This is a genomic window from Curtobacterium sp. PhB25, from assembly GCF_004365375.1.
In the GTDB taxonomy this organism is placed as follows: domain Bacteria; phylum Actinomycetota; class Actinomycetes; order Actinomycetales; family Microbacteriaceae; genus Curtobacterium.
This window is the reverse complement of the sequence record NZ_SODR01000008.1, coordinates 113,716-139,329: the sequence shown is the minus strand read 5'-3', so window position 1 is coordinate 139,329 and position 25,614 is coordinate 113,716. Positions and strand designations below refer to the sequence as shown.

The following is a 25,614-nucleotide window of genomic DNA, read 5'->3' as shown; positions in this document are numbered from 1 at the left end:
TGGCTCAGCGCCGCCAGGCCGCCCACTCGGGGTCGTGCCCGGGCCAGACCTCGACGCCGGGCTCGGCGGCCAGGTCCGCCAGCCGGTCGATCGAACGCTGCGCCTCGAGCTCGTCCCCGGCCCTCCCCACCCACCCACACGGAGTCCGCTCGGTGAGGTTCCGCTCGAGGTCGGCGGCGTCGCACGCGAGCACCACGGTCCGATCCGGCAGGTCGACGCGGAACGACTGGTGCCCCGGCGTGTGTCCGCGGGTGTCGAGTGCAGTCAGGCCGGGTGCCAGTTCCGTGTCCCCGTCGAGCAGGAACACCCGGACGTCGGCGTCGAGCACGTCGTCGACGACGACCGTCTCCCGCCGGCCGATGCCGCTCCGCAACCAGTCCCACTCCCGTCGCTGCAGCGCGACCGGGGTGCCCGGTGGGACGAGCCGCAGGCCGCCCGTGTGGTCGAGGTGCACGTGCGAGATAGCGCAGAGCGCCAGGTCGTCCCAGGCCAGTCCCGCAGCCGCGACCCCCTCGGCGAGCGCGTCGCCCGGCGGCACGACCGCCGTGTAGCTCTCGTACTCGTAGTGCGCGGCCCGCTCCTCGGGGTCGCGCACGCGGTCGACGTTGAACCCACCGTCGAGGAGCACCCAGCCGTGGTCGAAGACGACGGCCGCGGCGGTGACGGGTTCGAGCAGGAAGCGTGCGGGATCGCCGCCCCGCAGGGAGATCGACTCGGGGATCGGTTCCCACCCGAGCACGAGCGGCACGACCCGCTCTGGCCGACCGCCGACCACGAGTCCAGCGCGCGTCGTGTCGTCGAACGCGTTCGCCATGCCTTGCACCTCCGTGATGATTGGATACAATTTGCAACAATCCGAATCCATTGTGCCGGAGTTCCGGGAGGACGCCATGACCGACGTGATCGACATCAACATCCCGATCCACACCGAGATGCTGCACTGGGGCCGGCGCCCCACTTTCGAGATGGTCGAGGAGATCGCGGACGGGTACCCGTCGGACGTCTCCCGCTGGCTGATCGGTGCGCACACGGGCACGCACGTCGACGCCCCGTCGCACTTCGTGCCCGGTGCGACGACCGTCGACGAGATCGCGCTCGAGAGCGTGGTCGGCCCGGTCCGAGTCCTCGACCTGCGACACGTCGTCGAGGAGATCACCGCCGACGACCTCGAGGAGGCGGGTGCGGCCGGCGCCGAACGCGTGCTGTTCCGCACGCGCAACTCGACCGACGCGCTGACCCGGAACGAGCGGTCGGAGACGTGGGTCGGGCTCGGGCCGAGCGGCGCGCAGTGGCTCGTCGACCGCGGGGTGCGCTTCGCCGGCATCGACTACATGACGATGGAGGCCCCGGCGCACACCGAGTCGTGGCCGACACACGTCGCCCTGTGCGGCGCCGGCGTCGTGATCCTCGAGAACGCGGACCTGTCCGAGGTCGAGCCCGGCGACTACCTGATGGTCTGCCAGCCGGTGCCGTTCGCGGGGCGCGAGGCCGCTCCCGCTCCGACTGTCCTGCTCCCCCTCGCCGTGGCGACCCACGCATGAGCGTCCACGTGGTCCTGGTCCACGGCGCCGGCGGTTCGCCGTCCAGCTGGTCGTCCGTCGCACCGCTCCTGCGGAACCGGCGCATCCCGTACACGCTCGCCGACAACGCGATGACCTCGCTCCGCGACGACGAGGCCTCGGTCCGCGCCCTGGTCGACGGCATCGACGGCCCGGTCCTGCTCGTCGGCCACTCCTACGGCGGCGCCGTCATCACGAACGCGGGCACACACGACCGCGTCGTCGGACTGGTCTACGTCGCGGCCTTCGCTCCGGACGCGGGCGAGTCGGTCTCCGGGATCGTCGAGACCCGGGAACCCGCTCTCGTCTCGCAGTACATGCACCGCGGCCCGGCCGGCGAGTGGATCGCACAGGACGACGAGGAGTCGCGGCTGGCGCTCGCCTGGGACGTCCCGGAGGACGTGCTGCTCGCCGCACGTGCCGAGGGGCGGGTCACCGCCGACGCCGCGTTCCAGCAGCCCACCGGTGAGCCCGCGTGGCGGACCCGCCCGAGCTGGTACCTGGTCGCCACGAGCGACCGGCACCTGCTGCCCGCGATCCAGCGCGACTTCGTCGCCCGGATGGGTGCAGTGGTCCACGAGGTCGACACGAGCCACGCGGTCGCGCACGCCGCTCCGGACCGGGTCGTCGCCGTCATCGAGCGCGCGGTGGCCGCGCTGCGCTGACCACCGTCGGCTGCGCGGGTGGTGCCACGGTCAGGAGGCCGTGGTCACCAGTCCGTCCAGGTCCTTGACCACACGACCCGCCTGCAGGACCGCGCGCACGCTGGCAGCGTCGGCCAGCGCGCCGACGTCGGCGAGCGGGTCGACGCCCGAGACGACCAGGTCACCGGCCTTGCCGGGCTCGACGGAGCCGAGCCGGGCCTCCAGACCGAGCAGCCGGGCACCCTGCAGCGTGCCGGCCGTGATCGCGTCGAGCGGCGAGAGCCCGACCTGCACGAGGCGGGCGAGCTCGGCGAGGTTCCGACCGTGCGGGTGCACACCCGCGTCGGTGCCGAGCGCGACGGGCACGCCGGCGGCGACGGCACGTCGCACGCTGTCGAGGCCGCGAGCGTGCAGTGCCGCGCGCTGTGCGAGGCGTTCCGCAGAGGCGGTGGACGGGTCGAGTTCGCGCAGGAGCGTGCTGAGGGTGGGGACGAGCACCGTGCCGCGTTCGACCATGAGCGCGATGGTCTCGTCGTGCAGGTCGTAGCCGTGTTCGATGCTGGCGGCTCCGCCGAGCACGGCGGCACGGACCGCGGCGTCGGTGAGCGCGTGGGCGGTGACCGGGCGGCCGCCGCGTTCGCCGACCAGGTGGACGACGAGCCGTACCTGGTCCTCGGTGATGCCGACGTCGTCCGGGTCGTCGGTCGGCGAACCGACCCCTCCGGACGTGGAGACCTTGATCGCGTCGGCGCCGGTGCGGAGCAGCGAGCGGACCGTCCGGACGACGTCCTCGTCGGTGTCGACGACGCCCGGCGCAGGCATTCCCGGCCGGACGGCCCAGGCCGGCAGCGACCCGTTCGGTCGGACCGGGTCGGCGTGGCCACCGGTCGGCGAGAGCATGGCGATCGCGAGGTGCAGGCGCGGACCGACGACCGTGCCCCGGGCGACGGCGTCGCGGTAGCCGGGGGTCAGCCCGTCCAGGTCCCGCGCGGTCGTGACGCCGGCGTGCAGGGTGCTCCGGAGCACCTCGGCGACCTCGAGCACGTGCTCCTCCGGGAACCGTGCCCGCTGCTCCTCGGGCGTCGTCGGCACCATGCTGAGGTGCACGTGCGCGTCGACGAACCCGGGCAGCAGCCACCGGCCGGACAGGTCGATCGTCAGGACCTCCGCGGACGGGGTGCGCCGCGGACCGACGTAGGTGACGTCGCCGTCACGCAGCTCGACCTCGGCGTCGGCGCGCGGCGGAGCGCCCGTGCCGTCCACCAGGGTCGCGCCGACCAGTCGGAGCACGCCGTCGGCGTGCGGGGTCGTCGGGAGTCGTGCCGCCACTGCGGGCCTTCCTGGGTCGGTCAGCCGGCCAGGCTGAAGCGTGCGGAGCCGGGGTCCGCGTCGAGGAGGCGGCGCGTGTACCAGTGCTGGGGGTCGGCGTAGATCTCCTCGACCGGACCGGCCTCGACGACCTCGCCCTGGTAGAGCACGACGACCTCGTCGCTGACCCGCTGCACGACCGCCAGGTTGTGCGAGATGAACATCATCGTGAGGCCGAGGGACTCCTTGATGTCGGCGAGCAGCTCCAGGATCTGCGCCTGCACCGAGACGTCGAGCGCCGAGGTGATCTCGTCGGCGATGACCAGGTGCGGGTCGATGACCAGGCCGCGGGCGATGGCGATGCGCTGCCGTTGCCCGCCGGAGAACTCGTGCGGGTAGCGGTGCATCATGTCCCGCGACAGCCCGACGCGTTCGAGCCAGCCGCCGATGCGGTCCTCGTGGGTGGCGACGCGGGGGCGGACCGGGTCGATCGCCTCGGCGAGGGTCTGCGCGACGGTACGCCGTGGTGAGAGGGACGAGTACGGGTCCTGGGGGATCATCTGGATCCGGCGCCGGTAGCCGCGCAGGGTCGAGCGGTCGGCCGCCGCCAGGTCGACCCCGTCCACGGTGGCACTGCCCGAGGCGGGCTTCACGGTGCCGACCAGCACCTTCGCGAGCGTGGACTTCCCCGAGCCGGACTCCCCGACGACGCCGACCGTCCGACCCCGTTCGAGCCGGAGGTCGACGCCGTGCAGGACGGTCGTCGAGCCGAACGCGACGTCGAGGGCGCGGACGTCGATCATGGGGGCCGTGCCGGTGTCGGTCGCGCGGCGTTCGCTCGGCGTCGTGGTGTCGGTCATGCGTGTGCCTCCGCCTGCTCGGTGCGCGTGGACTCCGTGGGCACGGTGGACTCTCTGCGCACCGTCACGACCGGGGTGGCCGCGAGGAGCTGCTTCGTGTACGGGTGGTCGACGGTGTCCGGGGAGAGCCCCGCGACGTCGTCGATGCGCTCGACGATCTCGCCGTTCCGCATCACCAGGACCCGGTCGCACAGGGCCCGGACGACGCCGAGGTCGTGGGAGATGAACAGCACGGCGGTGCCGGAGTCCTCGTTCATCCGCTTCAGCACGGTCAGGACCTCGCGCTGGACGGTGACGTCGAGTGCGGTCGTCGGTTCGTCCGCGATGAGCAGATCGGGTTTCGTGCTCATCGCCGAGGCGATCATCGCGCGCTGCTTCATCCCGCCGGACAACTGGTGCGGGTACTGGCGCAGTCGGCCCTCGGGATCGGTCAGCATCACGGCGCGGAAGCCCTGCGTCAGCAGCCGGATGGCGTCACGTCGGCTGTGCCGCAGCCGCATCCGGAGCACGTCGGACAACTGGATGCCGAGCACCATGGCCGGGTTCAGCGCGGTGCCCGGGTCCTGGTAGACGAGCCCGATGCGGGAGGCGAGCACGCGGTCCGGCACACGACCGAGCAGGTCGACGCCGCCGAGTTCGAGCCGCCGCGCGGAGCCCTCGAGCCCCTCGCCCAGCAGCTTGGCGACGAGCGAGGCCGTCAACGACTTGCCCGAACCGGACTCGCCGACGATCCCGAGCACCTCGCCCCGCCGGATGGTGAACGAGACGTCCTTGACCAGGGCGCGTCCACTGGCGGCGTGCTGCACCGAGATGCCGTCCGCGACGAGCACGGCGTCGTCCTCGACCGCGAGCGTCGACGGGCCGGTCGCGCGGGTGGTGCGGGACCGCGTGGTGTTCGACCGCGGGTTCGCGGCAGCGGCCAGTCCGTCCCCGACGAGCAGGGCGGCGAGGGAGGCGAAGGTCAGCGCGACCGCGGGGCCGACGATGACGACGGGGTTCACGACGATCCGGTCGAGTCCGTCGTTGAGCAGGGTTCCCCAGTCGAACGCGGGGGTCTGCGCGCCGAGGCCGATGAAGGACAGTCCGGAGATCTCGACGAGCGAGCCGGAGAAGGCACCGGCGATCAGGATCAGCGTCGGCTCGGCCATGTTCGGCAGGACGTGCCGCATGGCGACCCGGTGCGCCGGGACCCCCATCAGGCGTGCGGTGGTGACGTACTCGCTGGTGGAGATCTTCGCCGCCAGGTTGGCGGTCAGACGGGCGAAGCCGGCGATGTTCGCGACCGCGATGGCCACGACGACCTGCACCATGCCCTGCCCGAGGATCGCTGCGACGATGATCGCGACGAGCATCGTCGGGTAGCTGACCGCGAACTCGATCCCGCGCAGCCCGAGCTCGCGCACCCGGCGGGGGGCGAGCCAGACGCCGATGCCGAGCGCGATGCCCACGATCGCGGACAGGGCCGTGGCGGCGAGCGCCATCAGGACCGTGGCCCGGGTGGCGACCAGGGTGCGCGCGAGCATGTCGCGGCCGAGGGTGTCGGTACCGAGCGGGTGCTCGGCGGTGGACCCCAGCCCAGAGGTACCGCCGATGCCCGTGGCCTGGGCGCCGAACACGAACGGTGCGACGACCGCCACGATCAGGATCAGCCCGAACATCGCCAAGCCGACGATCAGCCCGCCGTTCCACGCGAAGGTGCGGGGACGCGATGCCGGGTCGGTCGAGGCCGCCTGGACGGCGGTGATGGTGTCAGCCACGCTTCTCCCCGAGGGTGCGCGGGTCGATGAGACCCAGGATGATGTCGATGACGAGGGTGATCACGAGCGAGATGAGCCCGATCACGAAGACCGCGGCGCGGATCACGGGGTAGTCCTTGTCCACCGCGATCGCCTGCACGATGACGCCGCCCAGGCCCGGCCACGCGAAGACCGCCTCGGTGATGAGTGCCGAGCCGAGCAGGGCCGTCAGGATGATCCCGGACAGCGTCAGTGCGGTGGTGAGCAGGTTCGGCAGCATGTGCTTGGCGTAGATCGACAGCGCCGGCAGCCGCCACCCGCGGGCGGTGCGCATGTAGTCCTGCTCGAGGATGACGGCGGTCTCACGGCGGACGATGCGGGCCACAGAGCACGTGCCGCCCACGGTGAGCGAGGCGATCGGCAGGACCGCCGCCGCGCCGAAGTCGTAGGCCGGCGAGTACGCGGGCGGCAGCACGTGCAGCAGGACCGCGAAGACGACGACGAACCCGGTGGCGAGCACGTACGTGGGGATCGACGAGATCAGGCCGGTGACCGCCGAGAACGAGACGTCGAGCCAGCGGTGCCGGTCACCGCGGGTGAGGACGCCGACGGTCATGCCGAGTGCGAGTCCGAGGACGAGCAGCAGCAGGACCGCGGCGATCGTGATCGTCAGCGTGTACGGCACGGCCGTCATGACGATGTCCATCGCCGGCGCGCGGTACTTGTACGAGTCACCGAAGTCGCCCTGCACGACGCCGGCGACGTAGTGCCACAGCTGGACGGGGATCGGCTGGTCGAGACCGAGTTGGTGCCGGACGAGCTCGACCTGGGCGAGCGTCGCGGTGTCGCCGGCGATGGCCGTTGCCGGGTCGCCGGGGATGAGCTGCACGATGAGGAACGTCACGAGGACGAGCAGCGCCAGGTTGATGACGAGTCCGACGGCACGGCGGAGCAGGAAGCGGCGCCATGCGCCACCGAGGCTCGCGGCCCGGGGTGCGGCGGCGGTCGGGGTTCCCGGAGACCCGGGGGTGCCCGGACCGGGCACGGGGAGATGGTCGACGGTGGTGGCGCTCATCGCGGGTCCTCCTGGTGCTCCGGTCCGGGCTGGGGTGGTGCGGTGGTGCTCGTTGCGTGGTGCGTGGTGCGTGGTGCGTGGTGCTCGTTCGGTCAGGCGATCAGGAGACGATCCGCATCGCGGAGACGTCCCAGTAGCCCGAGAACACGTGGGTCTCGAAGCCCTTGCGGGCGACGTACCGGTGCGTGTCCGTGATGAGCGGGGTCATGTCGACACGCTCGAGGATCGACTTCTGCGCGGTGGCGAAGTCCTCGCACTGCTGGTCGGCGTCCGACGTGGCCATCGCCGCCTGGTAGGCCGCGAGTCCCTCAGGGTTGTCGCTCGAGGACACGTTCGTGCCGCCCTCGGCGTAGGTCGGTCCGACGTAGCGCGCGATCGAGGTGTTGATCAGCCCGGTCTGCGCGTCCTCGGCCGCCACTGCGACGTCCCAGGTCTTGGGCTCGGTGCGCATCTGCTTGGTCCAGTCGGCAGGGTCCGGTGCCGAGACCTTCACGGTCGCACCGGCGTTCCGCAGCGACTCCGCCAGGAAGTCGGCGGCGGGGTCCCAGTTCGACATGATGAGCAGGCGGATCGTCTTGCCCGTGAGCTCCTTCGTCGCGGCCTTCGCGTCGTAGGACTGCACGAGCGACGAGTCGTCCACCGCGCAGCGGTAGCTCGCCGCGTTCACCGTGTTCTGCTCGACCCCGAGTCCGTCGAGACCGGCGTTGTTGAACCCCTTCGTGTCGATCGCCTGGGCGACCGCGGCACGGAGCGGCTGGTCGTCGGCGAACACCGAGCCGGAGCCCTCTGCCTCGTTGAACACGAGGTTGTAGGCCGAGCTGGCGAACTTCACGGTGGAGTAGTCGTCGCCGCTGAAGCGCTCGGCGTTCGAGTCGTAGAAGCGTGCGACGTCGACACCGCCGGACTGCAGCAGGTTGGCGCTCGTGTTCGAATCGCCCTGCACGGTCAGGTTGATCGTCTTGGCCGGCTCACCGGTGACGGTCTTCCACGCCGGCCAGGCGTCGTAGTCGGACCGCAGCGCGTAGGAGACGCTCTTGCCGGCCGAGGACTTCGCGAGCGTGTACGGGCCGGACCAGGCGCCGTCGACGGTGCCGGCCGCGAGGCCCTTCGTGTCGGCGAGACCGGCCGGGCAGATGATCCCGGTACCGGGGCGGGTCAGGCCGCCGAGCAGCTGCGAGTACGGCTCGCTGAGCGAGATCGTCAGCGTGCCGGCGGCGTCGTCGGCGGTGAACTTCGGGTCACCCGAGCCGAAGGCCTGGTTCTTCCAGGTCTGCGCACCCGAGTCGTCGAGGCCGACCAGGTACTCGAAGGACTTCTCGACGACCGTCGGCGTGATCTCGGTGCCGTCGGAGCACGTGGCGCCGTCGCGGATCGTGAACTCGTACTTCGACGCCGACTCGGCGTCCCACTTCGTCGCGAGCCCGCCGATGTAGCCGCCGTCGTCGCCCTCGCCCTGCCGGAGCAGGGTGTCGAAGCCGAGTCGTGCGACCTCGACGTCCGAGCTGGCCGAGGCCTTCGCAGGGTCGAAGGTGGCCGGGGCGTACCAGAGCTCTGCGTTGATCGTGTCGGTGCTCGACGAGCTGTCGCCGCCGTCAGCGGAGCCGGACGCGGTGCACGCGCTCAGGGAGAGTCCGACGGCGGTCGCCAACGCGACGCCGACGAGGATGCGCTTCCTCACCATGGTGCTGTCCTCCAGTGGAATTCGGGGTGATGCCAGGGAGTCAGTCCCAGGGTCGGGTCCAACTTGGATCCAATTTAGAACAATCCGCATCCAACTATGTTTCGAGTGGATTACATCTGCCCGGGACGAGCCGCGGCGTCGAAGACCGTCACGCCGCCGACGTCGGTGCGCAGGACCCGCGCCGCGGCGAACTCGTCGACCGTGCACGCGGCCGGGTCCACGTCGAGCAGCACCCAGTCCGCCAGGGCGCCGGCGCGCAGCACGCCGCGGCGATCCTCGGCGAAGGACGCGTGTGCCGCACCGCGCGTGTAGGCCTCGACCGCCTCGAGCACCGAGAGCGCCTGTGCCGGGCCGATCGGCTCGTCGAGGCCGCGCATCCGACGGGCTGCGGCGACGGGGACCACCTCACGCGGGTCGAAGGGGAAGTACGGCGCGTCCGAGCCCATGGCGACCGTGGCGCCGGCGTCGGCCCAGGTCCGCATCGGGTTGACCTCGTCGACACGGCTGCCGAGCCGGCGCTGCAGCCCGGCGGCGTTCTTCCAGGCGATCGAGGGCTGCAGCGACGCCACGACACCGAGGCGTGCCGCACGGTCGGCGCTCGCGACGCTCGGCTCGAGGTACGCGTGGATGAGCTGGCAGCGGAGTCCGGCGACCGATCGCCCCGTGTCCCGTTCCGCTGCCTCGAGCCCGTCGAGCACCTCGGCGACCGCACGACTGCCCACCGCGTGGACGCCGAGTCCCCACCCCGCGGCCACGCACGACGCTGCAAGGCGTGCGAAGTCAGCCGCCGAGATCCGCTGCACGCCGTGGTCGTCGCCGGTCCAGGGCCGTTCGAGCAGCGCCTGCCCCTTCATGCCCTCGCCGTCGTAGTAGACCTTGACCGGGCCGAGCCGGAGGCGGTCGTCGCCGTCACCGGTCACGCCGTCGATCGAGTCGAGCACCGCCAGGGCCGCATCGACGTCGGGAACCGCTGCACTGCCGAGCTCGGGGTAGGGCATCGCGACCACACGCAGGGTCAGGAGTCCCTGCCGGTGCGCCTCCCGGTACCCCTCGAGCTCGGGCAGCGTGACGGCCGGGTCGACGACACCGGTGAACCCCATCGCGTGCAGCAGCGGCTGGATGCGGCGGATCGCGGCGAGCCGGTCCCCGAGCGTCGGCGGTGCGTCCCCGATCCAGTCCGGGGCGTCCGGGTCCGCGTCGCCGTCGGCGAGCATCGCGGCCGAGAACGTCGCGGCGTCGGCGTCGCCGTCCACGAGCTGCAGCGCTTTGAGTCCGGCGCGCTGCGCGTGCGCGTGGGCGTCGGTGAACCCCGGCAGGACGGTGCCCTCGACGTGGTCCTCGGCCGTGCCCTCCGGAGCCGCCGCCCGCACGTCGTCGAGCGTCCCGACCGCCGCGATCCGGTCGCCGACGACGAGCAGGGCCTCGGTGGTCGGCACCCCGGGGTCCATCGTCCGGACGTGCCCGACGACGATCCGCGCGGACCGGCCGGCCGCCTCACACACCGACGGCCTCCCGCTCGTCGAGCCAGGTGCGCACGTCCGCAGCGGTCACGAGGGCGTCCCGCTGCAGGTACCCGATCGCCTCCAGTGCCGCGTCGTGCGCGCGTTCGCTCGACCCGGCGACGCAGTCGGTGAGGACCCGGACGGCGTAGTCGTGCTGGTGGGCGTCGGCCGCCGTGTAGTGGATGCAGACGTCGGTGAGTCCGCCGACGAGCAGGACGGTGCCGGCTTTGTACGCCTTGAGCACGATCTCGAGCTCGGTGCCGAAGAACGCCGAGTAGCGCCGCTTGCGGATGACGAACTCCTCGGGCCGAGGGTCGATCCACGAGGCCAGCTCGGTCTGCTCCTCGCCTTCGATGCAGTGCGGGCCCTCGGCGCCGTCGAGCTCACGGCCGATGTCGACGAGGTCCGGCTTGTGGACCTCCTGGATGAAGACGACGGGCACACCCGAGGAGCGGCAGTGCTTGATGAGGTCACGGACGCGCGGTGCGCGCTCGGCACGGCCGCCCATCACGGGGATGCCGGGCGTGGGCATCGTCGAGGCAGCTCCGCCCTGGATGTCGACGACGATCAGGACGGGGTTGCCGGAGACGGCGAGCATGCTGGTGGTTCCTTCCGGGACGGATCGTGCAGCGGGTGGGGACCGGTGCGCGCCGTCGCCGTCATCCTCTGACGGGATCCGGCACCGCAGGGGTCCGGGGTGTTTCCGCGGTGTTAAACCTCAGGTGTCGCCGAACCGGGCGGTGTCGCCGAACCGGGCGGTGTCCCCGCGGGCGCCGTCACCGCTCCAGCCGCCGCCCGCGCGCTCCGCCGCCGCCGGAAGGGAAGCAGCTCGGCGACCCCGACCGGCCCGAACCCGTCCCCGACCGCGACCCACACCCGGGCGTCGGGCGCGTGGTCACCGAGCAGCTCCGCGCAGACCCCGCACGGCTCGATCAGGTGCATCGTCCCGCCCGGCCTGCGGAGCACCCCCACGACCGACACCACCGGCGACCCGGCGACGACGGCCGCGCTCACCGCAGCGGACTCGGCGCACACCGACGCGCGGCCGGCCGAGGCCTCGACGTGCAGCCCGGTGACCACACTGCCGTCGTCGAGCCGGAGTGCCGCGGCGACCTCGTGCACCCCCGTGCGGTACCGCCGGTCGAGCACGTCCGACGCGATCCGGAGCAGCTCCTGGTCCGCGGCGTCCATGCCGGACGGCGGGCCGGCGAGCACCGGACGGTCACTGCCGCCGGACGGAGCCCCGCCCGTCGAGTCGCTCACGACCAGCCCAGGATCCGCGCCATGTTGCCACCCTCGACCAGGGCACGGTCGGCCTCGTCCGGGATCGCCTTCGCGATCTTCATGCGCTCGAGGTCGAAGTCGCTGCCCGGCCACTCCGACCCGAGCAGGATCTTCTCCGCGCCGAGGCGCGCGTACGCCCGCTTGACGTCGGACATCAGGGTGGCCGAGGTCTCGAGGTAGACGTGCGGGTTCCGCTCGGCGACGATGATCGCCTCCGGCACGTTCCACACCGCACCCATGTGCGCGATGATCGTCGGCACCGTCGGGAAGTTCCTCGCGATCTCCTCGATCGAGAACGGTGCACAGAACGCGTCGTCGAGTGCGTTGATCAGCACGGGCAGGCCGAGCTCGGCGCAGACCTCGAACAGCGGGTCGAGCAGGCCGTGGTCCGCGACGTGGTAGCCGTGCAGGCTGGGGTGCAGCTTCAGGCCGACCAGCCCGCCCTCGGCGAAGCGACGGATCTCGTCGGTGGCGTTCTCCCACTGCGGCATGACCTGGCCGAAGCCGAACAGCCGGTCCGGGTGCGCGGCGACCAGGTCCATCAGGAAGTCGTTCTCGATCCCCTGCGCGAGCGAGCAGACCATGGCGCGGTCGACCCCCGCGGCGTCCATGCGGTCGAGGATCCGGTTCGCGTCGAACGGCGTGTACGCCGGCGGCTCCTCGCCCGGGCGCACGCCGCTCAGGTAGTCACTGCGGCCGCGGCGGTCCTGGGTGGTGTTGTAGGCGTCGATGATCATCGTGGGCGTCTCCTCGTCGGCGGCTCGTGGGGCGAAACTCCCGCACATGTGATCCGATACTGCCAGAATTGGATCCAATTTGGTAGCACTGGGGGTGCGAGACACGCAGCCTGGAGGCGCGACGCACCCCCGCCGCGCCGGCTCAGTGCACGACGACCATCGCGCCCATGGCCAGCACGCTCACCAGTGACGCCGCCCGGCGCACGGACTCGACCCGCGGCACCCGGCCGCCGACGACGTTCCACAGCACCACACCGGCGTGCACCGCGACCGCCACCCCGACCGGCAGCAGCACCGCACCGTGGGAGTGCCCCGCGCCGGCACCGGCACCGGCATGGCCACCTGCGAGCAGCACGAACACCGCGCCGAGCAGCATCCCGAGCGCGTGCAGGTGGTCACCACCGGGGCGACTCCGGCGACGCCACCGGTCCACCGCAGCCGTGCCCATCGCGCATCCACCGAGCAGGAGCGCCCAGAACGGCGCCGGCACCACGTGGAGCGCCGGCACGTGGACGTCGAGCATCGCGACGAGCATCACCGCCTCGGCGACGAGTGCGACCGGCCCGACCCGTCGCCCGCCAGCGATGCCGAGCCCGAGCGCACCGACGGCTGCGACGAGCATGACGACGAGCAGTACGGACATGATTGGATCCAATCACGAGCGAGTCGGATACGGCAACGGGATCCAACACCTGGCAGGATTGGATCCGCAGCGGGGGTTCGCTGTGACGACGTACCGAGGGAGACCACGACGTGACCACCAGCGACGGCAATGCACTCGTCGACGACCTCGCCGCCCGGATCCGCGCGAAGATCATGTCCGGCGAGATCCCCATCGGTGCACCGCTCCGCCAGGCCGACCTCGCCGCGCAGTTCGGCATCAGCCGCACCCCGGTCCGCGAAGCCCTCCGGCAGCTGCAGACCGGCGGGCTCATCGAGGTCGTGCCGAACCGCGGCGCCGTGGTCCGGGTGCCGGTGCCGTGGGAGGTCCGCGAGGCGTACGAGGTCCGCGCCGAGCTCGAGTCGCTCGCAGCCCGTCGGGCCGTGGACCGGCTCGACGACGCCACGATCGCGCAGCTCCGCTCCGTGAACCAGGCGATGTACGAGCGCTCCCTGGCGGCGGCCGAGGGCGAGCAGCCGAAGCAGCGCGAGGGCAGCGACAACGACCAGTTCCACGGGCTCATCTACCAGGCCTCCGGCAACACCCGGCTGACCCGGATGCTCGTCGAGATCAACGACGCCTTCCCCCGGAACGTCTCGGCCCTGGTGCTCCGCGAGAACTCCCGGCACCGCGAGGAGAACTTCCGCGAGCACGAGGAGCTCATCGAGGCGTTCGTCGCCGGGGACCGCGAGCGCGCCGGCGAGCTCATGCGCGACCACGTCCTGCGCGCCGGCGAGCACCTGGCGCACTGGTACGAGCGCCGCTCGTCCACCGTCTTCACCGGCTGACCCGGCGCGCCCAGCGAAAGCGGCGCGAGAGACCGGGCCGCGCGGTCCCGCACCGACGGGGCGGGACCGACCCGCGCCTCCCGACCGGACCGTCCCGGCCGTCTACCGGACCGGCGCCCGCCGGATCCAGCCGGTGGCCTCCTCGATCGCGCGCGTCACCGCGAGCAGCTGGGCCTCGCGGCCGTACCGCCCGACGACCTGCACGCCGACCGGCAGCCCCTGGGGCGTGAACCCGGCCGAGGTCACCACGACCGGGTGCGCCGTCAGCGTGAGCCGGTTCGCGAGCATCTGCCACGTGAAGTAGCGGTCGAAGCGGTGGCCGTCGACCTCGTCGACCCACTCGACCTCGGCCGGCGGCGCGACCACCGGCGTCGCCGGCAGCACGAGCACGTCGTGCCGGTCGAGCACCGCAGCCGTGTCCCGGTACATCCGGGTCCGACGCTCGTACGCGTCCGCGAGCTGCGCCGCCGTGGTGGCGCGCCCCTGCTCGACGTTCCGGACGTAGTCGGGACGGAACCCGGTGGCCCCGGCGTCGACGGCGTGCCGCCCACCCAGGAAGAACTCGAACGTCTCGATGGTCTCCCACGCCTCGTCGGCACCCGCGAAGTCGGGCTCGTCCGCCTCGACGACCGCTCCGAGGCCGGCGAGCTGCTCGGCGAACGCCCGGTGCACGGCCCGCACGGCCGGATCGATCGGCAGGCCGCCGGCGTCCTCGCTCCACGCGATGCGCAGACCGTCGAGCTCGACCGGACGGACCGGGTGCTGGGTCATCGCGGACATCGGCCAGACGGTCTTCTCGACGGCGAGCGCCTGCATGAATCGCGCCGCGTCGGCGGAGTCACGTGCCATCGGGCCGGTGACCCCGTGCGGTGTCCAGGCGTTGCCGGTCCGGCCGCTCGGCACACGGCCGGGGCTCGGCCGCACGCCGACGACGTTGCAGAACGCGGCCGGGTAGCGCAGGCTCCCGCCGCTGTCGGAACCGTCGGCGATCGGCAGCATCCGCCCGGCGAGCGCCGCTGCGGCACCGCCGCTGGACCCACCCGCGTGCCGCGAGGTGTTCCAGGGGTTCACGGTCGTGCCGAACACGGGGTTGAAGGTCAGGACGCCCTGGCCCATCTCCGGCGTGTTCGTCTTGCCGATGATGAGCGCCCCGGCGTCGCGGAGCAGCGTCGCCAGGACACTGTCGTGCTCGGCGGGTCGCGCGTCGGCGAACGCCGCGGAGCCGTTCGTGGTCGGCAGACCGGCGACGTCCATCAGGTCCTTCACCGCGGTGGGCAGGCCGTGCAGGAGCGGGAGTGCTTCGCCCGCGGCGCGTGCCTCGGCGGTGCGGCGGTCAGCGGCTTCTGCCGCGGCCAACGAGACCGAGTCGGGCTGCTGGGAGACGACGGCCTGGAGGCGCGGGTTGCGTTCCTCGATCCGGTCCAGGTGGGCGCGCATCACCTCCACCGCCGACACCTCGCGGTTCGCGACGGCGTCGGCCAGGCGGACGGCGGACCAGTCGGCGAGGTGCTCCGGGGTGTGCTCGGGCGCGGGCATCAGCGGCCGCCCTCGTGGTCGTGCGCCGCGTGGTCGTGGCCGGCACCCGGCGCGCAGTGGTTGGTCGCCGACGGCGGGACGTCGAGCGAGGGGTTCCGGTCGAAGAAGCCGTCCGGTTCGAGCCGGAAGCCGATCGTGTCGACGGGCATGATCGGCCACTGTTCGGGACGCGGGAAGTGGTGCACGCCGAGGACGGGCCACAGCACGAGGCGCTCGTTCTCGAGGGACCGGTCCGCCTGCTGCCAGACGTGCACCCCGTCGTCGCCGAGCTCGCCCTGGTTCGGGTACTCGCCGGCGATGAAGCGCTCCTCGGGGTCGAAGGCGCTCGCCCAGAGGTGCTTCGCGACGAACGGCGCCTTCCGCTCGACGATGCTGCCGGGGCGGACGTGCAGCTGCGCGGTGTTCTGGACCGCCAGTCGGTAGGCCGTGCTCTCGCCGTAGCGGTTCTGCGCGGACTCGCTCTCGATGCGCCAGTGCAGCGCGCGGGCCGGGTCGGTCATCCGGGCGCCGTCGGCCTCGGAACCGATCGGCGTCTCGACCGCGATGCAGGCGTTGCCGTAGGGGTTCAGGGCCTCGTCGGGCTCGGGCTCGGCGTGCACCTCGACCAGCCGGTTCAACGGCCCGTCGACGGCGGTGTCGAGCCGGACGGCGAAGTAGTGCTGGTGCGTCGGGGCCTGCACGTTCGGTGCGACCATCCGGCCGTGCCGCGGGGTCTCGCCGTCGGCGATGCCGGACACCGACATCAGGCCGGTGAGCTTCACCTCGAGCTCGACGGAGCCGTCCTGGTACAGCGACCAGTAGAAGCCGTAGTCGTAGTTCGCCACGGTCGCGAAGCTCGAGATCACGAGTCGGCGGCTGCGACGGACCTCGGCGCTGCCGGTGCGGGTGTTGACGTGCTTCCAGAGGATCGAGTCGTCCTCCTCGTGCAGGCAGATGCCGTTGACGATGGTCTGCGGTTCGCCGTGGCCGTCCAGGAAGTCGACGTCGAAGTAGCGGATCTCCCCCAGGCAGTCGCAACCGAGCTCGAGGCTCGCGGTGAGCGGGCCGGCGCCGTACTCGCCCCAGTCGAAGAAGTTCTTCCGGTACGCGGTCGGGTCGCTGTCCAGGTACGGCACGTACATCTCGTTGACGGCCGCACGGTGCAGCACCGGGCGCTCGACGTCGCCGTCACGGTAGGACAGGTCGTGCAGCACGAGCCCCTCGCGGTGTGAGAAGCCGACACGGAACGTCCAGTTCTGCCAGCGGACCTCGTGCCCGTCGATCGTGAAGCCGGGACCGTTCGGCTGGACGATGTCGAGCGCGGAGACCTCGCGGTCGGGACCCCAGGTGCCGGAGGTGTAGACGCCGGTCTCGCTCGCCATCGGGATGACGCCGTGGTCCTCGATCCGGATGACCTCGAGGGTGTCGAGGTCGAGGATCGGGACGAGCCCGGCGACGGGTCGTGCGTAACCGTTGTCCTCTGGGAACTCGCGGTACCAGACCGTGCCCCAGCTCAGGCGGCGGTCGGCGAGGTCCTCGGGCACGAAGCCGGTGATCGACTCCGGGTCGACCCAGACGAGCGACGTGTCGGTGATCCCGCGCTTCGCGAGCGCCTCGATGATGAGCGGCGACTTCCGTGCGGCCTGCGCGATGAGCCGTGCTTCGTCACTCGAGACGCCGGGGCGACGGTGGTCCACGTCGGTCCACAGCTCGACGATCGCGGGCGAGTCCGGGCCGGCGGTCCACCCGCGCACCTCCCACGCGGCGTGGGCGTCCGGGTCCATCACGACGATCCGCACCGGACGGGCGCCACCGGCGGTCGTGCCCCTGGCCTTCTCCTCGTCGAGCGCGATCCCCCAGAAGCGCGGCCGGGCCCCGATGCGCCCGGAGGCACGGACGGCGGTGACGAAGGAGGCGATCTCGACGGAGGTCAGCGGATCGAGGACGTGGGTGCTGCTCATGGGCTTCCTTCTCGGGTGGATCGTGCGGTCAGTGGGCGTCGAGGACGACGGCACGGCCGTCCGCGCGGGGGTCGCTCGCGGCGTCGAGGTGTCCGTCGGCGTGGAGCCGGACGGTCTGGACGTGCCCGGCCTCGTCGACGGGGCCGCCCGTGCGGGCAATGGGCAGGCCGAGGGCGTCGGCCGCGGCGATCGCGTCCTCGGAACCGGGTTCGGCGACGAGCGTCATCACCTCGTGCCCGAGGTCGCGCGCACCGATCACGAACCGCGGTCGGCCGAGGACCTCGTCGGGGTCGCTGCCCGCGGCGACCAGGTCACGGGCGAGCTGCGCGAGGATCCACGGCTGGGCGCTGCCGCCCTGGCAGCCGAGGCCGAGCACCAGGTCGTCGGTCTCGGCGATCACCGGCAACAGGGTGTGCGGCGGCCGCAGGCCCGGTCCGACGTGGGCGGGGTGCGCGGGGTCGGTGCTGAAGGCGGAGCCGCGGTTGTGCAGCACCACGCCCGTCCCCGGGTCGAGGATGCCGGAGCCGAAGAGCTGGTAGACGCTCTGGATGAGCGTGACGACGGTGCCGTCGCTGTCCGCAGCGGTCACCGCGACGGTGTCGCCGAGGGCACGGCCGGCACGGGGCAGTGCGCCGACCCGACCGGAGTCGCGTGGGTCGAGCATGGCCGCGACGTCGATGGAGCCGCCGCGGGGGTCGCCGAGTTCGGCCTGGCGGACGAGCGCGGCACGGTGCACGGCGTCGACGAGGTCGGCGGTCGCAGTGCCGTGCTCGCTGCCGTCGGCGAGCGCTTCCGGCAGGATCCCGAGCAGCACGACGCCCTGCGTGGGCGGCGGCGCGACCCACCACCGGGCCCCGCCGATCGTCGTGCCGCGGGGCTCGACGAGCTCGGCGTCGTGCGAGGCGAAGTCGGCCTCGGTGTGTGCGCCCCCGAGTTCCCGCAGCCGGGCGGTGATCGAGGCGGCGATCCGTCCCCGGTACATCGCGCCCGGGTCGGCAGCGAGTTCGGTCAGGGTCGCGGCGAGTGCCGGCTGCACGAGCGGGTCGCCTTCGGCCAGGAGCGCCCCGGCGTCGTCGGTGAAGACCTCGCGCATCCCGGGGTCGGCGTGGAGCTCGTCGGTCCGGACCGCGATCGCACGGCCGAGTCCGGCGGAGACGGGGACCCCGTCGGCCGCGAGTCGTGCTGCGCGGGTCAACGGGTCGGCGAGCCCGAGTCGGCCGCCGAGTGCGTCGATCGCCTGCCATCCCGCGACGACGCCGGGGACCGTGACGGTCTGGGCGCCCTGCCGGGGCATCCGGTCGTGCTGCGCGAGCGCCGCGACGTCGATGCCGGCCGGTGCGGCGCCAGCGGAGACCACGGCGACGACGGGCCGTCCTGGCCGACGGACGAGGGCGACGAGGTCCCCGCCGATGCTGCACTGGTGCGGGTAGACGACGGTCAGTGCGGTGGCCGCCGCAAGCGCGGCGTCGATGGCGTCCCCGCCGGCCGCGACCGCCTCGGACGCAGCGTCGAGGGCGGCCGGGTGCGGCGCGGCGACGGCGACGCGTCGGGTGGAGCGTGCAGCTGGGGCGGTCATGCGGTGGTCACCATCCGTGCGGGGCTGAGGAACGCGAGGTCGGGGCGGTCGATGCCCTGCACCAGGTCGGCGACGGCCGCACCGATCGCCGGCCCGAACTTGAAGCCGTGGCCGGAGCAGGCTGCGGCGAGGAGCACCTCGGGCTGCTCGGGCAGGGCGCCGACGACGAACCGCTTGTCCGGGGTCATCGTGTACAGGCACGCGACGGCCTGGGCACCGGCGGTGACGATGCCGGGGACGAACCCTTCGAGGAGCTCGGCCAGGTGCGCGACCTCGGCCTCGGTCGGCGGTGCGACGGGCACGTCCGGGTCCCACACGGGTCCGGCGTCGATGCCGATCTTCGCGCCGGATCCGGCGGTCTCCGGGAGCCCGAAGACGAGCCCCTCCGGCAGGTCGATCGAGAAGCACCCGAGCGCGGGCGGCTGCGCCACGGTCTGCCCCGTCGGCGCGGTGAGCGTGACGATGCGCCAGACCTCGAAGAACGCGGCGGCCTCGGGTACCAGGTGCGACGCCCAGGCGCCGCCGGCGAGCACGAGCCGTCGCGCGCGGACACTGCCGGCGTCGGTCCGGACGGTGACGACGCCGTCGTCGACCTGCCAGTCGAGCACGGTCTCGCCGTACCGCAGGTCGGCGCCGGCCGCCGCGGCGGCGGACTGCGCGAACGCGAGCGCCCGCGCGGCCTCGAGCACACCGGCGTCGGGGTCGTGGACCGCGCCGTACGACTCGGGCGGACGCAGCGAGGGCGCGAGCGTCGGCCAGGCTGCGCGGTCGACCGGGAGGCTCGCCCCACCCTGCATCGTCGGCTCGCCCCGGTGCGCGTACAGTCCACCGGTCCGGTGCAGGAAGGGCGCGCCGGCTGCGGTTCCCCAGCGGTCCCACCCGCGGTACGCACGGTCGACGAGGTCGTTCCACACCGGGTGTGGGTAGGCGCGGCGGATCATCCGGGTGGCGCCGTGCGACGAGCCGCGCTCGTGCCCCGGTGCGAAGCGCTCCACCGCGACGACGTCGAGGCCGCGGCGCGCGAGCTCGTACGTGGCGGCGGATCCGTGGATGCCGAGTCCGAGGACGACGACGTCGTGCACGGCCGTCACGCGCGGACCTCGGCGACGACGTCCGCGACGCCCTCGAGCAGGACCCGGACGTCCTCGTCGTCGTTGTACACGTGCGGCGAGACGCGGACGACGCTCGGCAGGCCACGGGCGCCCAGGTCCCACTGCGCGTGGCTCGCGGGGACGGAGATGGAGTCGATGCGGCGCTGCCGGAGCCGGGCCGAGACCTCCTTGCCGGCGACGCCGTCGACCGTGAAGGTGACGATCGCGGACGCTGACGCGGACGGGTCCGCCACGGTGACGCCGTCCACGGCGTCGAGCGCGGTGCGCAGGTGGGCGCCGAGGCCGACCAGGTGTGCCTCGGTCGCCGCCGGCCCGCGGTCGAGGGCCTCGCGCAGCGCCACTCCGAGGCCGAGCCGTGCGGCGACGGAGCACTCCCACGTCTCGAGCTGTCGCGCGGTGCCGTCCATCGTCCACTCATCCTCGCCGGTCCAGACGGCTCCGCGGACATCCGGCGCCCACGCACCGACGCCCTCGAGCATCCCGCGGCGCAGGTAGGCGATCCCGGTGCCGCGCGGCCCACGCAGGAACTTCCGGCCGGTGGTGACGAGGGCGTCGCAGTCGACGGCGCGCACGTCGATGTCGATCTGGCCGACGGACTGCGTGGCGTCGACGACGGTCAGGGCGCCGTGGCGACGGGCGACGGCGCTGATCTCCGCGATCGGTTCGACGAGGCCGGACGAGGTCGGCACGTGCACCGCGCTCACGACGACACGGCCGCTCGCTCCGGCGACGGCGCGGTCCAGGGCCTCGAGGTCCATGGCACCGGTGGCGTCGCTCGGCACGACCTCGAGCCGCACGTCGTCGTGCCGCTGCATGGCCAACAACCGGAGCGCCTGGCTGACGTAGCTGGAGCGGGGTGCGACGACGGTGTCCCCGGCACCGAGCCGCAGCGCGTCGAAGACACCGCGCAGGCCGCTCGTGGCGCTGTCGAACAGGGCGATCTCGTCCGGCGCCGACCCGAGCAGGGTGGCGGCCGCGGTGTAGACGCCGGCGACCTCGTCGGCGACCTGGTTGGCGGCTTCGTACCCACCCACCCGCTGTTCCCGGCGCAGGTGGGTGACCACTGCCTCCAGGACGCCGTCGCTGACCAGGCCCGCGCCGGCCGCGTTGAAGTAGTGGCGCCCTGCGGTGCCGGCGGTGCGGGACCGCTCGGCGGCCACGTCGATCGCCGTCACTGCCTGGGCGGCCATCGTGCCGTCCTCGAGACCGATCGTCATGTCGCGGGTCCTCCCTCGTGCGCGTCACCCCCGGACGCTTAATGGATCCCATCATAAACAGGTTGTATCCATTACCGCCACCGCCGGATACTGTTGTCCCATGGAGCACTCCGCTGAAGCCCGCGCGCAGGAACTCGGACTCGTCATCCCGGACTACGCGAACCCGCCCTACGGTGGCCGGTACGGCAGCTCGCTCCGCGCGTTCCACCGCACCGGCGACCTGCTGGAGCTGAGCGGCATGACCCCGGAGTCACGGGACGGCACGATGCTGCACCCGGGGTCGGTCGGGGTCGACATCACCCTCGAGCAGGCTCGTGAAGCGGCCCGCTACACCGCGGTCAACGCCCTCGGCATGATCCGCTACGCCCTCGGCTCGCTCGACGAGGTCACTGCGCTGTCCCGCGGGCTGTGCTTCGTCCTCTGCCCGCCCGGGTTCGAGCAGCTCAACCAGGTGTCGAACGCGGCCAGCGACCTGCTGTTCGACGTCTTCGGACCGGACGTCGGCCGGATGGGCCGCGCGTCGATCGGTGCGACCGCCCTGTCACGGAGCGCCTGCTTCGAGCTCTGGCTCAGCCTGGAGTGCCGCCCCCGCCGAGCCGGGGAGTGAGACCGCTCGCCGAGACCGGCACGCGGGGGACCGCGTTCTGGCTCCTCGTCGTGGCGTCGACCGCCGGCTACGTCGTCAACGGTGCGAGCACCCCGGTGGTGCCACGGGTGGCGACGGACCAGCTCGGCGCCGACCCCGCCGTCGGTGGGCTGCTCGTGTCGCTCGCGGGGTTCGTGGCGATCGGCGCGATGCCACTCGCCGGCATCCTGAGCGACCGGCTCGGTCCACGACGTGTCCTCCTCGGTGCCGGGTTGCTGGCGGCAGCCGGACTCGGCATCGTGCTCGTCGCGCTGAGCGTCCCGAGCCTCGCGGTCAGCCGGCTCGTCTTCGGCGCCGGCAACGCGGCCACCGCCACCGCCCTCACTGCCTGGGTCGTCGCCGAGGTGCCGGTGACCCAGCGGAGCCGCGCACTCGGCCTGTTCGGGCTCGCCGTCTGGATCGGTCTCGCCCTGGGGCCCGTGGTCGGCGAGAACCTGTACCAGTCGGCCGGACACCGCACCGTGTGGGTCGTCGCGATCGGCATCCAGCTCGCCGGGCTCGGAGTGGCACTGCTCACGCGGGGCGGATCGGCTCCGGTGCACCGCAGCCCGGCGCGACCGGCCGGTGCGGGTCTCGCGGCGGTGCTGCGGGCCGTCGTACGACCGGGCGCGGCGGGACTCGTGGCCTGGGCGGCCGAGGGCTTCATGATCGCGTTCCTCATCCAGCACCTGGTCGGGCAGGGCGTCGGCGCGCAGGGACTGACCGGGGCCGCGAACGTCTTCACGGTCTTCGCAGCGAGCGTCGTCGGGGTGCGACTGCTCCTCGGCGGACTGCCGGACCGGATCGGGCCCGTCCGCACCGCACGAGGAGCCCTGGTCGTCCTCGCCGCAGGGCTGGTCGTCCTCGCGGTCGCACACGACTTCCCGACCGCGGCCGCCGGTGCCGTCCTGGTCGGTGCCGGGTACTCGCCGCTGTTCCCGACGCTCACGATCCTGAGCACCCGGACGCTCGACGACCGCACCCGGGCCACCGGCGTCGGCGTCTTCTCGGCCGTCACCAGCGCGGGCTACGCCGTCGGCTCACTCGTGGGCGGGGTCCTGGTGTCGGCGGTCGGTTCCGGGTGGGCGCTCGTCGTCCTCGCCGCCTTGCAGCTCGCCGCGGTGCCCGCACTCGGCAGGCACGACGGCGGCGGCACCGGTCGCGACCTCAGAGCGCGATGACGACGCTCTTCGACTCGCAGAACGCGCGCAGGGCCTCTTCGCCGAGGTCGCGGCCGAGGCCGGACTCGCCGACCCCGCCGAAGGACAGTGCCGGGTCGAAGAGGTTGTAGGTGTTCACCCACACGGTGCCGGCGTGCAGCCGCTGGCCCATCCGGTGGGCGCGGGACAGGTCACGGGTCCACACCCCGGCGGCGAGGCCGTACGTCTGGTCGTTCGCGATGGCGATCGCCTCGTCCTCGTCGTCGAAGGGGATGACGCCGACGACGGGCCCGAAGATCTCCTCGCGCGCGATGGTCATCGTGTTCGAGACGCCGGTGAAGAGCGTCGGCTCGACGTAGTAGCCCGGGCGCTCGGGCACGCCGCCGCCGACCGCGACCGTCGCACCCTCGGCCTTGCCCTGCTCGATGTACCCGAGCACCTGCTGCCGCTGCTCCTCGGACACGAGCGGTCCGACGGTGATCCCGCCGTCGAGTCCGTCGCCGACGGGGACCTTCCGGACGGCGGCGACCAGGCGCTCGGTGACCTCGTCGAGGACCGACCGCTGCACGAGCAGGCGGCTGCCCGCGGTGCACATCTGGCCGGAGTGCCCGAACGACGCACGCATCGCGGTGAGCACGACGGCGTCGAGGTCGGCGTCCTCGAACACGATGTTCGGGCTCTTGCCGCCGAGCTCGAGGGTCAGGCGCTTGAAGTCCGCACTCGCGGCGGTCATCACCTTGCGGCCGACCTCGGTGCTGCCGGTGAACGAGACCTTGTCGACACCGGGGTGCGCGGTGAGGGCGGCACCGACCCGGCCGTCACCGGTCAGGACGTTGACGACGCCGGCGGGCACACCGGCTTCCTCGCAGATCGCGGCGACCCGGAGCATCGTGAGCGGGGTCTGCTCGGCCGGCTTGACGACCACCGTGCAGCCCGCGGCGAGCGCCGGTGCGAGCTTGAACGCGCCGGTCATGATCGGGAAGTTCCAGGGCAGGATGAGCGCCGCGACGCCGACCGGTTCGAGGGTCGTGTACACGTGGTGCGCTCCGCCGTCGACGGGGACGACCGTGCCGGTCAGGCGCGAGGGAGCGCCGGCGTAGTAGCGGAACACCCGGGCCGAGGTCGCGGTGTCGGCGCGGGAGCGCTCGATCGGCTTGCCGTTGTCGCGGGTCTCGAGCACGGCGAGTTCCTCGAGCCGCTCCTCGATCAGGTCCGCGACGCGGTTCAGGATGCGGCTGCGGTCGTGCGGGCTCATCCCGCTCCACCGGCGGTCCTCGTGTGCCCGGCGCGCGGCGGCCACGGCGGCGTCGACGTCGGCGGGACCGGCCTGCGGCACCCGGGTGAGCAGCACCTCGGTGGCGGGGTCGAGCACGTCGAGGAGTTCGGCGCCGTCGGGTGCGGTCCAGGTGCCGTCGACGAGGAACGGCTCGAGCGGGGCCAGGGGTGCGAGCGTGTCTCTCATGACGGTTCCTCCGTGGGACGTGGGTGCGGTGGGTCGGGGTGCTCGGTCAGGAACGGTCGAGCAGTCGAGCGGGCTCGTCGACCGTGATCCGGGTGAGGACCTCGTCGGGTACGCCGAGTGCGCGGAGGCCGGGGACGACCCGGGCGGTCAGGTGGTCGAGGCCGTGTCCGCCGTACCGACGGAGCTGGCCCTTCGTCCAGGTGGCGTGACCGAAGACCCAGCGGGTGTCGGGGGCGCTCTCGCGCAGGGCCAGGAAGGCGTCGAGCCGTTGCGGATCGCTGGCGTTGCGGATGCGACCGACGTGCGAGCCCTCGTTGCCGAAGCAGAGTTCGAGCACGGCTCCTGCCTGGCCGAGGTCGCGCAGGTAGGGCAGGTCGAGGAACTCGTCGACGGTCGAGAACACGACCCGGCTCGGGTCGACCCCCTCGGCCACGACGTGCGCGAGCACCTCGAGGCCGTTCCGGGCGTCGGCGGCCAGCCGGACGACGACGGCCGCGCCGGTGGTCGCCGCCGCTCGTGCAGCCGCCGTGAGACTGCGGCGTTCCTCGAGTCCGTCGGCGGTCGCGAACGCAGTCGTCGTCCCCATCAGGCCGAGCAGCCCGGCGCGGTACGTGGTGCCGGGTACCGAGTCCGTCAGTGCCCGTTCGAAGAGCCCCTGTCGCCCGTCGGTGTCCAGGTCGAGGTACCACTCGGGCAGCAGTCGTGGCAGGTAGGCCCCGTATCCGGCGACGATCCCGACGCCGCTCGCCCGTGACAGCTCGGGCAGCCGGGCGTGGTCGGGGCCGAAGCCGAGGGAGCTCAGGTCGACGGCCAGCCCGAGGCCGCTGTTCCGCGCGGTGCGGAGTTCGTCGGCGAGCAGGTCGACGTCGTCGAGGCGCAGGTTGTCCGCGAGTGCGAGCTGGCTCCACCGCAGGGCGGCAGCCAGGTCCGCGGTGACCGCGAGGCTCGGTTCCAGCGCTTCGACACCGGGCCGCTGCAGGGCGCTCGCGTCGGTCAGCAGGTGCTCGTGCATCGACACCGCACCGATCCCGGACGACTCGACGGGGCCGAGGACGGTCTGGATCACGACGTGCCTTTCGCGGTGGCGGACTTGACGGATCCAATCTACATCGGTTTGGATCCCTCTTGTCCACACGTGTCGCCGAGCTCCT

The 25,614-nt window shown here is 72.6% G+C and carries 23 protein-coding genes; 5 read left to right on the top strand and 18 right to left on the bottom strand.

Annotated features, from left to right (window positions below; genetic code table 11):
• Positions 1-4: 4 nt before the first annotated feature.
• Entirely contained in the window at positions 5-814 is an 810-nt protein-coding gene (locus EDF51_RS15640) for an N-acyl homoserine lactonase family protein (RefSeq protein WP_166673573.1), read from the bottom strand.
• A gap of 76 nt (positions 815-890) precedes the next feature.
• Here EDF51_RS15640 and EDF51_RS15635 point away from each other — a divergent pair, with 76 nt between their 5' ends.
• Positions 891-1,541, top strand: a complete 651-nt coding sequence (locus EDF51_RS15635) for a cyclase family protein (RefSeq protein ID WP_134195567.1) — start codon at positions 891-893, stop codon at positions 1,539-1,541.
• Entirely contained in the window at positions 1,538-2,224 is a 687-nt protein-coding gene (locus EDF51_RS15630; protein ID WP_134195565.1) for an alpha/beta hydrolase, read from the top strand. Before EDF51_RS15635 ends, EDF51_RS15630 begins: the two co-directional genes overlap by 4 nt.
• Positions 2,225-2,254: 30 nt before the next feature.
• Here EDF51_RS15630 and EDF51_RS15625 read toward each other — a convergent pair whose 3' ends face one another.
• The 10 genes from EDF51_RS15625 to EDF51_RS15580 all read right to left on the bottom strand — a co-directional run bounded on the left by EDF51_RS15625 (position 2,255) and on the right by EDF51_RS15580 (position 13,029).
• A complete protein-coding gene (locus EDF51_RS15625; RefSeq protein ID WP_134195563.1) occupies positions 2,255-3,532 on the bottom strand; it encodes an amidohydrolase family protein in 1,278 nt (425 codons plus the stop codon).
• Between the two features lie 20 nt (positions 3,533-3,552).
• Positions 3,553-4,371: an ATP-binding cassette domain-containing protein gene (locus EDF51_RS15620; RefSeq protein ID WP_243837141.1), complete on the bottom strand. Its 819-nt coding sequence runs from the start codon at positions 4,369-4,371 to the stop codon at positions 3,553-3,555.
• Positions 4,368-6,128 carry a dipeptide/oligopeptide/nickel ABC transporter permease/ATP-binding protein gene (locus EDF51_RS15615; RefSeq protein ID WP_243837140.1) on the bottom strand — a complete coding sequence of 587 codons (1,761 nt, stop codon included), beginning with the start codon at positions 6,126-6,128 and terminating at the stop codon, positions 4,368-4,370. Before EDF51_RS15615 ends, EDF51_RS15620 begins: the two co-directional genes overlap by 4 nt.
• A complete protein-coding gene (locus EDF51_RS15610; protein ID WP_134195561.1) occupies positions 6,121-7,182 on the bottom strand; it encodes an ABC transporter permease in 1,062 nt (353 codons plus the stop codon). Before EDF51_RS15610 ends, EDF51_RS15615 begins: the two co-directional genes overlap by 8 nt.
• 100 nt (positions 7,183-7,282) lie before the next feature.
• The gene (locus EDF51_RS15605; protein WP_166673572.1) at positions 7,283-8,863 is read right to left on the bottom strand and encodes an ABC transporter substrate-binding protein; all 1,581 of its coding nucleotides are present in this window, start codon (positions 8,861-8,863) and stop codon (positions 7,283-7,285) included.
• A gap of 110 nt (positions 8,864-8,973) precedes the next feature.
• On the bottom strand, positions 8,974-10,365 hold the full coding sequence (locus EDF51_RS15600) for an amidohydrolase family protein (protein WP_134195558.1): 1,392 nt from the start codon (positions 10,363-10,365) through the stop codon (positions 8,974-8,976).
• Complete coding sequence (locus tag EDF51_RS15595) at positions 10,358-10,963, bottom strand: isochorismatase family cysteine hydrolase (RefSeq protein WP_134195556.1); 606 nt, start codon at positions 10,961-10,963, stop codon at positions 10,358-10,360. The genes EDF51_RS15600 and EDF51_RS15595 overlap by 8 nt, the downstream gene beginning before the upstream one ends.
• A 113-nt stretch (positions 10,964-11,076) precedes the next feature.
• A complete protein-coding gene (locus tag EDF51_RS15590) occupies positions 11,077-11,628 on the bottom strand; it encodes a hypothetical protein (RefSeq protein ID WP_208321860.1) in 552 nt (183 codons plus the stop codon).
• Entirely contained in the window at positions 11,625-12,386 is a 762-nt protein-coding gene (locus tag EDF51_RS15585) for an amidohydrolase family protein (protein ID WP_133938734.1), read from the bottom strand. The genes EDF51_RS15590 and EDF51_RS15585 overlap by 4 nt, the downstream gene beginning before the upstream one ends.
• 142 nt (positions 12,387-12,528) lie before the next feature.
• Entirely contained in the window at positions 12,529-13,029 is a 501-nt protein-coding gene (locus EDF51_RS15580; RefSeq protein ID WP_111086474.1) for a hypothetical protein, read from the bottom strand.
• A gap of 110 nt (positions 13,030-13,139) precedes the next feature.
• Here EDF51_RS15580 and EDF51_RS15575 point away from each other — a divergent pair, with 110 nt between their 5' ends.
• Entirely contained in the window at positions 13,140-13,835 is a 696-nt protein-coding gene (locus EDF51_RS15575) for a GntR family transcriptional regulator (RefSeq protein ID WP_208321859.1), read from the top strand.
• A 102-nt stretch (positions 13,836-13,937) separates the two neighbouring features.
• On the opposite strand, the gene EDF51_RS15570 is transcribed toward EDF51_RS15575, so the two are convergent.
• The 5 genes from EDF51_RS15570 to EDF51_RS15550 are packed head-to-tail and all read right to left on the bottom strand — an operon-like array spanning position 13,938 to position 21,216.
• The gene (locus EDF51_RS15570) at positions 13,938-15,371 is read right to left on the bottom strand and encodes an amidase family protein (RefSeq protein WP_134195555.1); all 1,434 of its coding nucleotides are present in this window, start codon (positions 15,369-15,371) and stop codon (positions 13,938-13,940) included.
• The gene (locus EDF51_RS15565) at positions 15,371-17,311 is read right to left on the bottom strand and encodes a primary-amine oxidase (protein WP_131844893.1); all 1,941 of its coding nucleotides are present in this window, start codon (positions 17,309-17,311) and stop codon (positions 15,371-15,373) included. The genes EDF51_RS15570 and EDF51_RS15565 overlap by 1 nt, the downstream gene beginning before the upstream one ends.
• A gap of 28 nt (positions 17,312-17,339) precedes the next feature.
• Positions 17,340-18,887 (bottom strand): gamma-glutamyltransferase, encoded by a 1,548-nt coding sequence (locus EDF51_RS15560; protein ID WP_131844894.1) that lies wholly within the window; start codon positions 18,885-18,887, stop codon positions 17,340-17,342.
• On the bottom strand, positions 18,884-19,978 hold the full coding sequence (locus EDF51_RS15555; protein WP_131844895.1) for an FAD-dependent oxidoreductase: 1,095 nt from the start codon (positions 19,976-19,978) through the stop codon (positions 18,884-18,886). Before EDF51_RS15555 ends, EDF51_RS15560 begins: the two co-directional genes overlap by 4 nt.
• Positions 19,975-21,216, bottom strand: coding sequence for an aminotransferase class V-fold PLP-dependent enzyme (locus tag EDF51_RS15550; protein WP_131844896.1), 1,242 nt, complete (start codon positions 21,214-21,216; stop codon positions 19,975-19,977). The genes EDF51_RS15555 and EDF51_RS15550 overlap by 4 nt, the downstream gene beginning before the upstream one ends.
• Positions 21,217-21,316: 100 nt before the next feature.
• On the opposite strand from EDF51_RS15550, the gene EDF51_RS15545 reads away from it, so the two are divergent.
• Positions 21,317-21,823, top strand: a complete 507-nt coding sequence (locus EDF51_RS15545) for a RidA family protein (RefSeq protein ID WP_131844897.1) — start codon at positions 21,317-21,319, stop codon at positions 21,821-21,823.
• Positions 21,820-23,022 (top strand): MFS transporter, encoded by a 1,203-nt coding sequence (locus tag EDF51_RS15540; protein WP_159572869.1) that lies wholly within the window; start codon positions 21,820-21,822, stop codon positions 23,020-23,022. The genes EDF51_RS15545 and EDF51_RS15540 overlap by 4 nt, the downstream gene beginning before the upstream one ends.
• Here EDF51_RS15540 and EDF51_RS15535 read toward each other — a convergent pair.
• Complete coding sequence (locus EDF51_RS15535) at positions 23,009-24,463, bottom strand: aldehyde dehydrogenase family protein (RefSeq protein ID WP_111086482.1); 1,455 nt, start codon at positions 24,461-24,463, stop codon at positions 23,009-23,011. The two genes, EDF51_RS15540 and EDF51_RS15535, sit on opposite strands and share 14 nt — an antisense overlap.
• A 46-nt stretch (positions 24,464-24,509) precedes the next feature.
• A complete protein-coding gene (locus tag EDF51_RS15530) occupies positions 24,510-25,529 on the bottom strand; it encodes a phosphotriesterase (protein WP_132099326.1) in 1,020 nt (339 codons plus the stop codon).
• Positions 25,530-25,614: the final 85 nt, after the last annotated feature.